This is a genomic window from Binatus sp. (SeqCode), from assembly GCF_050013435.1.
In the GTDB taxonomy this organism is placed as follows: Bacteria; Desulfobacterota; Binatia; order Binatales; family Binataceae; genus Binatus.
Genome location: NZ_JBEKFG010000001.1, coordinates 96,559 through 108,236, shown reverse-complemented (window position 1 = coordinate 108,236; position 11,678 = coordinate 96,559). Strand labels below are relative to the sequence as shown.

Annotated in this window: 9 protein-coding genes; 8 read left to right on the top strand and 1 reads right to left on the bottom strand. The window is 60.0% G+C overall.

Annotated elements, in window-relative coordinates; all coding sequences use genetic code 11:
- Positions 1 to 116: 116 nt before the first annotated feature.
- On the bottom strand, positions 117 to 767 hold the full coding sequence (locus tag ABSB13_RS00445; RefSeq protein WP_428104492.1) for a 7-cyano-7-deazaguanine synthase: 651 nt from the start codon (positions 765 to 767) through the stop codon (positions 117 to 119).
- A gap of 290 nt (positions 768 to 1,057) precedes the next feature.
- On the opposite strand from ABSB13_RS00445, the gene ABSB13_RS00440 reads away from it, so the two are divergent.
- From ABSB13_RS00440 to ABSB13_RS00405, 8 genes are all read left to right on the top strand, one after another.
- Entirely contained in the window at positions 1,058 to 1,771 is a 714-nt protein-coding gene (locus ABSB13_RS00440; RefSeq protein WP_428104490.1) for a PTS sugar transporter subunit IIA, read from the top strand.
- Positions 1,772 to 1,962: 191 nt separating this feature from the next.
- Positions 1,963 to 2,418: a hypothetical protein gene (locus ABSB13_RS00435; protein WP_428104488.1), complete on the top strand. Its 456-nt coding sequence runs from the start codon at positions 1,963 to 1,965 to the stop codon at positions 2,416 to 2,418.
- A 564-nt stretch (positions 2,419 to 2,982) separates the two neighbouring features.
- Positions 2,983 to 4,575, top strand: coding sequence for a phytoene desaturase family protein (locus ABSB13_RS00430; RefSeq protein ID WP_428104486.1), 1,593 nt, complete (start codon positions 2,983 to 2,985; stop codon positions 4,573 to 4,575).
- Positions 4,572 to 4,979: an SCP2 sterol-binding domain-containing protein gene (locus tag ABSB13_RS00425; RefSeq protein WP_424673629.1), complete on the top strand. Its 408-nt coding sequence runs from the start codon at positions 4,572 to 4,574 to the stop codon at positions 4,977 to 4,979. Before ABSB13_RS00430 ends, ABSB13_RS00425 begins: the two co-directional genes overlap by 4 nt.
- Before the next feature lie 9 nt (positions 4,980 to 4,988).
- Positions 4,989 to 6,602, top strand: a complete 1,614-nt coding sequence (locus tag ABSB13_RS00420; protein WP_428104484.1) for a phytoene desaturase family protein — start codon at positions 4,989 to 4,991, stop codon at positions 6,600 to 6,602.
- A 30-nt stretch (positions 6,603 to 6,632) separates the two neighbouring features.
- Positions 6,633 to 7,106 (top strand): SCP2 sterol-binding domain-containing protein, encoded by a 474-nt coding sequence (locus ABSB13_RS00415; RefSeq protein ID WP_428104482.1) that lies wholly within the window; start codon positions 6,633 to 6,635, stop codon positions 7,104 to 7,106.
- 634 nt (positions 7,107 to 7,740) lie between these two features.
- Positions 7,741 to 8,823 (top strand): 4Fe-4S dicluster domain-containing protein, encoded by a 1,083-nt coding sequence (locus ABSB13_RS00410; RefSeq protein WP_428104480.1) that lies wholly within the window; start codon positions 7,741 to 7,743, stop codon positions 8,821 to 8,823.
- Positions 8,820 to 11,678 carry a molybdopterin-dependent oxidoreductase gene (locus ABSB13_RS00405; RefSeq protein ID WP_428104478.1) on the top strand — a complete coding sequence of 953 codons (2,859 nt, stop codon included), beginning with the start codon at positions 8,820 to 8,822 and terminating at the stop codon, positions 11,676 to 11,678. The genes ABSB13_RS00410 and ABSB13_RS00405 overlap by 4 nt, the downstream gene beginning before the upstream one ends.

The window sequence follows — 11,678 nt, the reverse complement described above, 5'->3', positions numbered from 1 at the left end:
CAGCCGCGGTGCCGACCACCGCGGCGCCATCCGCCCCTCGATGCCACTTCGCTGAACCCAATCCTCATGATCACTTCTGTCAGTCACCTCTGCGCAGCAACCTGTGCAGAGCTTCCCTAGCGGACGTACGCTGTTCGATCCACGACACCTGCATTGCGAAAGGCGAGCTGACGCTCGCGGCATTTGTTGCATTGCCCGCAGTGCCGAGCGCCCTTTTTGGGCGCCATGCAAGTCAAGGTCAACTCGAGCGGCAGGTCCTTGAACATCCTGATCAGGTCGTCCTTATTCATGCCTCTCATCGGCGCCTCGACCATCACATTGCGTCCCAGTCCCATGCTCAGCGCACGGGCGAAGCTATCGAAGAACTCAGGGGTCGCATCGGAAAACGGATTGCCGCCCAGCGATCCGATCGCGATCCGCGAGACGCCGTGCGTGCTGCCCCAAACCGCCGCCAACGCAATCAATATGATGTTCCGGCCCGGCAGGTAGGTGTTCTCGTCGGGCTCGTCGGCGCCGGGAACACTCGCGCCCGACACGCTCCAGTGGTCGCCGTACAAGACGTCGCTGGGGACGGAGAGCACCGTTGTAGGCATTACGTTCAGGTTGCCAAGCGCGTCGAGGAAGGATTGAAGACCGTCGAGCTCCATCTCTTCCCACGCAAACCCGCACCGCACGTAGATCGGGTAAACTTCGGCGCCGGTTGCCAATTTCGCGATCAAAACCGAGCTGTCCAGGCCACCGCTCGCCAGTACTGAAACCTTGTCCAAGCTGACTCTCGCTTCTCGTGCGCTCTGGTACTCCACGGATGCTCTGCGATATTCGCCAATCCGGCAAGCCCCTGTCCAGCATACGACGACAGCGCCCTTTCGGCCGCCTCCCATCTTTGCTTCACGTCGATTGCACAAACGTTCGCATGCGCGTTTTCGAACAGTGCGGACTTTTGCTCCGAATTTTGAGTAATCGATTGTATTCTATAGGATTTCTAGGTATTCTTACGCACGTGCCAAACATCCTCCGTAGAACGACGGAAACCTACCCTGAATCGGCAGATAGGTTGATGACGGTTCGCCAACTCGCCGATTACCTGAACCTCAACGAGCGAACCGTGCTCAAATTGGTATCCGAGGGCGAGTTACCCGGAGTCAAAATCGGAAATCAATGGCGCTTCCGCAAGGCGATGCTGGACGCCTGGCTCGACGATCAAATGCTGGGAGTCACGCCGCGGAGCGTTGACGTTTCCAGAGGCGCACCGGCGGCGCGCAGAATGCTGGACCTCGCGAGTTGCTTTCAGCCAAGCCACATAATTCCCGACCTGGAGGCCAACACCAAAACCGGAGTCATCGAGGAGCTGGCGAATCTGGCCAGCCGGCTGAATTTGGTGAGGGACAAGACCTGGTTCGTCGGCGCTCTTATCGAGCGCGAGAATATCATGCCGAGCGCGACCGGTAACGGACTCGCCTTCCTGCACACGCTCAATCGCCATCCTGAGCAGGTAGTCAAACCGTTCATGATCCTGGGCCGATCGCGCGGCGGGGTCGATTTCGACGCTCTCGACGGCAAACCCACTCATCTGTTTTTCGTACTCGGCCTTAAGTATCACGAACTGCACTTGCCCTGGCTGGCGAAGCTGCCGCAGATGTGTTCCCGGCCTGAAACGCTGCGAACCTTGATGGCCGCCGTCACGGCAGACTCAATCTTCGCGGCCCTCGCTGACGCCGAGCGTGATTTGGGCACCGCGGCGCCAAGCGCGGCCCCGAGAAGCCTGCCGTGACCAACCGCAGTCAGCGCGCTGCGTCCCCCGCCAGAAATCGTGAACTTATTCGACTGGTTTGCGGGGAGCCCTCAGCGCCGGATTGGAACGAAGCAGGCCAGCCGGGTGCCCCACATACGATTCGTATTTCAGAAATTTCCGCGCTTGGCTGAAAGCCGTTGACGTAAGAACTGTGGAGGGAAGACTACCAAATGGAAGTTCATCGGATCTGCGAACTTAGTCCAGGTGCTCCTGTCTGGGTCTGGATCGTCCGCGTCGGCAAAGGCAGATGGTGGCCCGGTTCCGTGCTGTCCATCGCTGCCCGAAAGCCGTTTCCGATCATCAATACCCGCTTCGAGTGCCGCTCGGTCGGAAAAAATGGAATCGACGGACCTGTCTTCGTTGGCATCAGCACCACCCGAATGCGTTATCTTGAACTGCGCGACGCCCACCTGAAGGGCAACGATCGGCCGAATTTTGCTCCGAGCGCGATCTTCGCCAAACCCGAGCAAACTAACGTCGAGCTCAACGACCTGCAGCCTGTGGACGCAATGAATTCGGATGCTGGCGTGCCGGTCGCATCTGCCATCAAGAAGCCTCGATCGAGAAAAAAGACCAAAACCTCAAATCGAACGAAGAATGTGGCTGCCATCGCGGCTCAATCATGAAGTGATCGGCAAGCCGTGAGCTTGCTTGAATTGGTGCGCTGAGCACAAAGATTGCGGGACACGCGCAATGAGCGCGCGTCCCGCTGCATCAATCGGAATCATCCCCGTCCGCGAGTGACGCGACCGGACACACCGAAGCGTGGCGGGCGCTCGCATGCTGTCGGAACCGGACCCTCGCCCCAAAAAATCCCGCCGACGCTACTAAATCTACATCGCGAGCCTCCAAGCCCGGATCGGCGCAATGGCGCGCGGTTGTCCATTGGTCCGTTCAGGGACACCGTGCGCTGGGCGAAAAAACTACGAAAGTCAGCCGAAACCTGAACACTGACGAGTTATTGGATGCTATAATTAGCTATATGATGCGTTTGGTTTCAGGCATGGCAATTGCGTCTCATTTGGGTGGTGACTCGGCAGTCATATGACTGACTAACCAGTTATAAAAGAATCACCCTGAGTTTAGTTCAGGCACGATACTTGAGACGCCATACTTGAGATGGGATCGTTCACAACCGCGGCCGCGGCGAGCGGCGCCCATTAGAGATGCGGTAAGCGAGGTAGCCTTCGATGTCCGATGCAACCTTTGATGCGGTGATAATCGGTGCGGGTCACAACGGGATGGCGCTCGCCGGCTACCTGGCGAAAGCCGGATGGAGCGTCGGCGTTTTCGAGAAGCGCACCGAAGAAGGCGGCGCACTCTGCACCGAGGAACTGACGCGGCCGGGCTTCCTGCACAACGTTCACGCGAATTATCACACTCTGGTCGGCATCTGCCCCGTTTACGACGACCTCGAGCTGGTCACCCGCCATGGACTTCGTTACGTCCAGCCACCGGTGCAGATGGCGAGCGTATTTCAAGACGGTACTGCGCTGGTGGTGCATACCGATCTCAACAAGACCTGTGAATCGATCGCGCGTTTTTCGCGCAAGGATGCTGACACTTTTCGCGCGGTTTACGAAGAAGCGCGCGGCTACCGCGACCTGATTTTGCGCACGCTGATGTATTCGCCGCCGACTTCGATGAAGGAGATCACCAAGGCACTGGTGGCCTGGGGCGTCGAAGAAAAGAGCAAATACCTGAGCGTTCATCTGCGTCATCAGACGATCAACGAATTCCTCGACCACCATTTCGAGAACGATCGAGTCAAGGCGCATCTCTCATTTCACGCGTCGCTCGCGGGCTATGCGACCGACCGCAAGGGGCTGGCGGTTTCGTTCCCGCTGCTGCTGAGCAAGATCGACAATTGGCACATCTGCATTGGCGGATCGCACGCGCTGGCCCATTCGCTATGGGAAGCGCTCGCGCAAGCCGGTGGGCGCGTTTTCCTCAATCATGGCGTCGAGAAGATTATCGTCGAGAAGGGAAAAGCCGTCGGCGTCCGCCTCGAAGATGGCAGCGAAGTGCGCGCGAGGCATCTGGTCGCCAGTTCTATCAGCCTCGAGCAGACTTTCTTCCAGATGATCGGGCGCGAGAACCTGCCCGCTCCGCTGACCGCCGAAGTCGAGCACTTCCCGCACATGGATTCGACCTTCTTCAGCGTGCATCTGGCGATGACCAAGCTTCCCGAGTATCGCGCGGCGTCATTCGATCCCGATGTCAACCGGGCCTGGGTGATTAACCTCGGTTACGAAAATCAGAAGCAGTTCAATGACGATTGGCGCGACGTGCGCGCCGGCAAACTTCTAAATCCGAGGCCCAACGCCGCGGTCAACTCGCTCTACGATCCGACCGACGCGCCCCATGGATTCTACACCGGTCTGCTGCGCCAGATGGCGCCCTACAACCTCGCCAAGGGTGGTCCGCAGGAGTGGGACAAGGTGGCGCGCGAGTACGGCCAGCGCTGCATCGACGTCTGGAAAACCGCCGCGCCCAACCTGAGCGACGATTCCTTCATCGATTGGGCGACCTACACGCCGCTCGATATCACGCGCCGAATGCCGAACATGGTGTTTGCCGACTGGATCGGCGGCCTGATCGATCTCGGCAACATGCTGGACAATCGCCCCGGCCCGATTCTTTCAGAGTATCGGACTCCGATTGGGAATCTTTACATGTGCGGCGCTACGCAGCATCCCCACGGGTTCGTGACCTTCGCGCCGGCATACAACGCACTGGAGATAATCGCGCAGGATCAGCACGTCGAGCGCTGGTGGAAATGACCGCTATCGCAGATATCCCGGTGCGACTCGATGACAACGCGACGAGCGGGCTCGCCTCGATCGTGCAGCAGTTCCTCGAGCAGCAACTCGCCGATTCGACGCGCCGGCGGGTAAGCGCGTCGCGTTTGCGTGGCCGCCTCGGACTGACCGCGACCGATTACGATGCTTCCGTGACGGTGGATTTTCGGGGCGATGAAATCGCAATTAGCGACGGCAACGCTGGGCCGTTCGACGCCACCATCGCGGGTTCGTACCAGTCACTGACCAAGCTGCTGCAGGGCCGCAGCAATCCGCTGATCGAGCATCTTCGAGGCCGCCTGAAAGTCACCTCGCGGATCGGCAATCTTTTCTTTCCACTTCGGGTTCATCGGCTGATGAAGCTCGCCCCTGAGGGCAACCATTAGGAGAGCCGCATGCCAGACGCATCTTATGACGCGGTAATTATCGGAGCCGGCCACAACGGTCTATGCCTGGGCGCATATCTCGCGCGCGCGGGCTTGAAAGTCGGGATATTCGAGCGGCGCCACGACGAAGGCGGCGGCGCACACACCGATGAGGCGACCGTTCCCGGCTTCTGGCACAACCTCCATGCCCAGTACATGGAGTTCATCGAGATGATGCCGTTCTATCGCGACTTCGACCTGCCCAGCTTCGGGGCGCGGGTGATCAAGCCGGATGCGCAGGTCGGAATCACCTTTGCCGATGGCAGGCCGCCGCTGGTCATCTACCGGCCCGAACTCGCGGACCGCACGCATGCGAGTATCGCCTACTACTCGCGCCGCGACGCCGATGCTTTCGCTGCGATTCGCGGCAAGGTGCTGGCGGCCAACGATTATATCTCGGCGCTGCTCTACAGCCCGCCCGCGTCCGAGGTGAAGCTCGATGGGGGGCGCAGCGAAGCCATCATGGGCCGGCTGCTGCAGCTTTGGCTTGACCTCGGGTTCCAGCCGCAAGAGATGAACAAGTGCCCGAAAGTGCTCATCGACGAGGTATTCGAGTCGAGCGAGCTGCGCGCGACCATGTACCGCCAGTGCGTGGAATGGGGCGCGAACCTGCACACCGCCGACGGCTTTGGCTTCGTGATGTGCGTGATCTGGCTGTGCGCGAATCACTACATGTCGATCGGCGGGACGCATACGCTGGCGCATTCGATGGCGGCCGCGGCGCTCGCGGCGGGCGCGGACCTTCGTTACAACAGCCCGGTCGTCGAGATTCTCAATTCCGGCGGACGCGCAACCGGCGTGCGGCTCAAGGACGGGCGCACCATCGAGGCGCGCAAACTGGTCGCCTCCAACGCCGATCCGAAAACCACCTTCGTCGATCTCATCGGATGGGACAAGCTCAGCGAATTCAGAAAAGAGCGGATGTCGAACTGGCGGTTTGGACCCGAGCACGTGCTCGGCACGCCGTCATTCGCGTTGCGCGCGGCGCCCGACTACAAATCCGCGCGGCATAATCCCGACATCAACAAGTGCTTCTACACCATCGTCGGATTCGAAAATGCCCAAGAGGTCTCCGACTATATCCTGCAGGCCTACGGCGGCCAGATTCCCGACCTGCCCGGCGCCGGCACCTGGGTCAATTCGCTGTGGGATCCCAGCCAGGCGCCCAAGGGAATGCACACGATGAACGGATGGTTCTTCTTCCCGAAAGCTTCGTGCCTCAGCGCGCAGGAATGGGACAACGTCCGGCGCGACTACAACGGGAAATTCCTGGAGCTCTGGGGCACTTACGCTCCCAACATGACACGCGCCAATGTAATCGCCGACAAGCTTTACGTGTCGCTCGACATGGAAAACCGGATGGCGATGCCCGAGGGCGATTTCTCGCACGGCCGGCTCAGCATTATGAATCCCGGGATGCCGCGGGCGCACATCTATCGCAGCGAGATGGAAGGACTCTACATGTGCGGCGCGTCGGCGGGCGGCGGAGGAATCAGCGCGGCCGGCGGCTACAACGCATACAAGGTCATTGCAAACGACTATGGCCTGGCCAGACCGTGGCAGAAGGAAAATCGGCTCTATTAAGCGAACCGGATCGGCCGCGAGAGGAATATCATGCCTGCGATTTACACAACCGAATGGTACGAGGCGATCAAAAAGCTGCTCAACGAAAATCCGAAAGTCGATAAAAATTCCCCGCGTGGCACCTTCCACGTGCTGGCGAAGATTGTCGGCGATGCGCGCTCGCTCTATCTCCCGGCCGGCGAGGTGCGCAATTTCGTGGTGCTGTTCACCGACGGCAAATGTCTCGAGTACCGGCAAGCCGACGCGCCACCGCCGCGCAAGGATTTCGAGTTCATCTTCGAGCTTCCCTCATCGGTATTCGAAGAGGTCGCGGCTGGACAGATCGATCTCATCGACGCGGGACTGAAGGGCAAGATCAAAATCACCGGCGACATGCGAATTCTGATCAGGCATGCCGAGTTGGTTAACGAGATCTACGGCGCGTTCGCGCGCGAAGTCGAAACGCTTTGGCCCAAGGGCAAGCCCGGCTCCGCAGGCGGGGCGGCCGGCACGGCTGGGCACTAGATCCAGGCATCAGCGGCTGGGAATCCGCGGCGGATGCGGGTTCCCGCATCCGTTGGTCCGATCTTTCTTCCCGACCGTATAATGGCGGATGTCGCGCGTCGAAAGCCGCCATCCGCACTGTTGCCTAACGCTTGTTAGGTTGATTGCGCAGGCCGGCTATCATCAGTCGCAGGTTTGAAACCCGGGTTGCAGAAATGAGACCGCACCTTGCTCCGTGCTCCTAGCCTAACGAGCGTTAGGGGCCGACGAGAATGGGACCGAACCCCGACGCATGCCATCCACCGCCGGATGAAGGCATGCTCCAGAAAAAAATGGCGCGGATGGCACCATAGCGGCTGTAGCCATAAGCGACACATGCACCACAGAAATTGAATTCGGCAGTCACCCGCGCCGGCACTCCATGGCACGAGCGGTGCATACGTAAAACACGACCGCGTTCCCAAGATTCCTAATGACCGGTGAGGTTAAATGCGCAAGCCGAATACCAGCTGAGACGTCCTGCTTGTGGGGCGTCACGCCCGGGTGCGGTCACGCGCCCTGGTGCGACAGGATGCGTTCGAATTGGGGCCAGCGCCTTCGAACGAGGGACCGGGATTTCATTTACGTCAGCATGAAGGATTAGAGAGGCAATGCCATGAGCCAAAGACAGCTCGCAATGGTGATCAACCTCGATAAGTGCATCGGGTGTCAGACTTGCACGGTCGCCTGCAGCACTCACCGTCTTAACCATCCCGGCACCGAGATGCTCCGGTACATATGGTGCGAAACCAAGCCCGGCGAGGGATGGCCCAAGGGATGGATGGAACTGGGGCGCAAGGTTCCGGACCGGGTTCGCGACTACGGCGGAACGTGGAACTTCAACTGGGAGGAGGTCTACACCTCTCCGGTGGGCGCCAAGTACCTGCATCCGGTGACCAAGGAAACCGGAGACCCGGTGAAGTGGGGACCCATCTGGGAAGAAGACCAGGGCGGCGGCGAGTGGCCGAACGGTTATTTTTTCTATATGCCGCGGCTTTGCAATCACTGCACGGATGCTCCTTGCATCAACGCCTGCCGGGATCACTTCGCGCGCGGCGGCGGCATGCCGTCGAGCCAGGGGAACGGGCACAAGAACTCGTTGCACAAGCGCGAGGCGGACGGGATCGTCGTCATCGATCCGAGTTCGTGCGACGAATGCGGCGTGTGTGCCGCGGAATGTCCCTACAAGATTCCGATGGAGAACATCGTCGCAGGCACTTACGAGATGTGCGACTTCTGCGCGGGCCGGGTGGAGAACAATTACGCTCCGGTATGCGCCAAGAGCTGTCCCGCACGCGGGATGTACTTCGGTTACCTGGACGACAAGGAGAGCTTCGTCGCCAAGCTGGTCAACGAATACAAAGTCGCCCTGCCGCTGCGTCCCGACTACAACACCGGTCCCAACGTTTACTACATACCGCCGTTTGTCCGGCCAACGACTTTCGGCGCCGGGAATAAGCCGACCGGTCAAGCCGATATTCCGGCCGATCTGCTTCGGAAGTACTTCGGACCCGGCGTTGACCAGGCGCTGGTTACGCTCAAGGAGCATCGCGCACGCGCCGAGCGCGGCGAACATTCCGAATTGATGGACCTGCTCATCATCTACAAATGGTCGGAGGCCTTCACTCCGTTCAAGGTCGAAGCTCCGGTCGATCCGATCGAGCAGGGTGTCGAGGCCGGGAAGGGGCACCAGTCATGAGCAAGCGCAAGGACGACGAAAATCCCGAGGCCCGCCAGGCAGTCGCCGAGGCCGACGACAACTACTGGGAATGGGATAAGTGCCGATGGGGAACCCATCGCGTCAACTGCTATCCGGGCAGTTGCCCGTTCCGCGTCTATGCCAAGGACGGCAAGGTGATTCGCGAGGAGATCTCGTGCACCTATCCGGAGTTCGACGACCCCGACTACAAGGTGCCCGACTACAATCCGCGCGGATGCCAGAAGGGCTACCAGCACTCGAAAGCGATGTATGGCCCCGACCGGCTGCTATACCCGATGAAGCGGGCGGGCGAGCGGGGCAGCGGCAAGTGGGAACGGATCAGCTGGGACCAGGCCTACGATGAGATCGCCAGCAAGCTCGTCGACATAATCCAGAAATACGGGCCGGAGGCGATTTCCGACGACCATGGAACCAATGGCGCCGGCGTGTTGCGCGGCGGTGGCGAGGGCGCCTCGACCGGCTTCGTGTCGCGCTTGGGTGGGGTCAGCTACGATCTCAACTTTCTCATCGGTGATTTCAACCCCGGCCAGTACCTGACCTTCGGGCAATTCCAGCACGCGCCGGGAATCGAGACCTGGTTCCTCGCAGATACCGTCATCGCTCTTTCCAATCCCGCGTACGGGAACATTCCCGACATCCATTATATTCTCGAGGCGCGCTATCGCGGTGCGAAAGTGGTCGCGATCGCGCCCGACAAGAATGCCACTGCGCAGTTCGCTGACATGTGGCTGCCGGTCAACTGGTCGGCCGACCCGGCCCTGTGGCTCGGCGTCTGCAAAATCCTGATCGATAAGGGATGGCTCGACCTCGAGTTCATGAAGGAGCAGACCGATCTCCCGGTGCTGGTTCGCATGGACAATCAGCAGTTCCTGCGCGCAGCCGATTTAAACGACGGCGGGGACATGGAGCAGTACTTCGCGATCGACACTGCCACCGGCAAGCCCGAGCCGCTGCCCAAGGGCACGCTGGCGATGCCGTTCGATTATGCGCTCGAGGGCAACTGGAAAGTTACCCTAAAGGACAAGAAGCAGATCGCGGTCACAACGGTCTACGAGCTGCTCAAGAAGCGAGTCGCAGAATACACGCCGGAAAAGGTGCACGAGATATCGGGCATCCACCCCGACCAGCTCGCACAGTTGGCCGAACTCGTCAAGCCGCCGCGCAAGGTGTTCGTCTTCGTCAACTGGAACGCCGGCAAGCTCTACCATGGCGATCTACTGGAGCGCTCTTACTGCTACATGCTCGCGCTCACCGGAAACGTCGGCAAGGCCGGCACGGGATCGCGGGGTTGGTCGGCCGGAGCCGAGTATATCGGCGGCGCCGCCGTCGTCGGCGGGATGCCCAACGAGGTGCTCGAGACGGGAGATCCTTTGCTGCACGCGATGAATATGTCGCAGAAGATCCAGGAGGACTATCGGACATATTTCAAAATGGACCCGACGATACCTCCGGCCGAGGCTTCTTTGGGTGCGCTGCGTGAAGGTCTCAGGATGGGCGGCACACTGTCGCCGCCGGTTTGGCTCTGGTACCACCACGCCGGGTACAAGGAAGTTTGGGACAAGTTTCTCGACGACCCGAACGCGCCCAAGAAAATCAGCCAGTACGCCGAGGAATCGCTCGCCAATGGCTGGTGGAATGGGTTCGTACACCCGGCCAAGGAAGTCACTCCAAAGGGAATGCTGGTATCCGGATCGAATCCGCTGCGCCGTCACCGTGGCGGCATGAACACCTATCTGAAAACCTTGTGGCCGAAACTCGAGTTGATCGTGGTGCTGGATCCGCGCTGGAGCACCACGGGACTCTATGCTGACTACGCGCTGCCGGCCGCATCGTTCTATGAGTATGCCGACGCCAAGTACTCGACGCCGGCGACCCGCTTCAGCACTTTCACGGATCAGACCGTGCCGATGCTCGGCGAGTCCAGGTCCGACCGCCAGATCACGCTCGCGCTGCTCAAGCGCATACAGGAGCATCTACAGAAGCGCGGCATAGAAAAGTACAAGTCCGGTAACCGTGAGATCGTCGTCAAGGAACTTTACTGGCGGGCCACCTTCGGCGGACGCTACGGCGAAAGCAACGACGACGAGGAGAAGCTGGTAAACGACACCTATAACGCGCTGGGAAAGATGGGCTGGTTCGAAAGCCTCGACGGCGAGGAACTCACGCTTCCCAACCTGCGCAAGAACGGCAAAGCGTGGTTGAGCGGCCGCCCCGCCTGGCACGCGACCGTGGTCCAGAACGCCGACATCGTTCCAGGCCAGATATTCTGGCCGTTCCGCGATCAGATCGAACAAAAGGTGCCATACGCGACTACTACGCGGCGAATGGAGTTGTACCTCGACCATCCGTGGTTCATTGAGGCCGACGAGCATCTGGTCCGTTACAAGCAGCCGCCCAACATCGGCGGTGCGCAGCCCTTGCGGCTTACCAGCGGACACCTTAGATGGAGCGTTCACTCGAACTGGGTGGTGTCCTACGAGATGTTGAAGCTGCATCGCGGCGAGCCCTTTGCGTTCATCAACGAAACCGTCGCGAAGGACAAGGGCATCGCGGATCATGATTATATCCGCGTATACAATGACTACGGCTCTTTCATAACCCGGGCGAAGCTCAGTTCCTGTACCCGGCCCGACCAGCTCGTGATCTACCACGCATGGGAGCCGTATCAGTATCCAAACTGGATGCCCTACGATGGCTTGCTGCCCGGCCCGCCCAAGGGCCTCCACTTCGCAGGCGGCTACCGCCATTACGAGTACACCCTGTGGAACTGGGCTCCTTCGCAGTCGGATCGGCAGACCAACATTGACTTCGAAAAGGCAACTCTCCCTGCGTAG

Bases quoted from the DNA above. Each gene is read 5' to 3' on its own strand.
- ABSB13_RS00440 (WP_428104490.1), top strand. From the start codon at position 1,058: ATGACGGTTCGCCAACTCGCCGATTACCTGAACCTCAACGAGCGAACC.
- ABSB13_RS00435 (WP_428104488.1), top strand. From the start codon at position 1,963: ATGGAAGTTCATCGGATCTGCGAACTTAGTCCAGGTGCTCCTGTCTGG.
- ABSB13_RS00430 (WP_428104486.1), top strand. From the start codon at position 2,983: ATGTCCGATGCAACCTTTGATGCGGTGATAATCGGTGCGGGTCACAAC.
- ABSB13_RS00425 (WP_424673629.1), top strand. From the start codon at position 4,572: ATGACCGCTATCGCAGATATCCCGGTGCGACTCGATGACAACGCGACG.
- ABSB13_RS00420 (WP_428104484.1), top strand. From the start codon at position 4,989: ATGCCAGACGCATCTTATGACGCGGTAATTATCGGAGCCGGCCACAAC.
- ABSB13_RS00415 (WP_428104482.1), top strand. From the start codon at position 6,633: ATGCCTGCGATTTACACAACCGAATGGTACGAGGCGATCAAAAAGCTG.
- ABSB13_RS00410 (WP_428104480.1), top strand. From the start codon at position 7,741: ATGAGCCAAAGACAGCTCGCAATGGTGATCAACCTCGATAAGTGCATC.
- ABSB13_RS00405 (WP_428104478.1), top strand. From the start codon at position 8,820: ATGAGCAAGCGCAAGGACGACGAAAATCCCGAGGCCCGCCAGGCAGTC.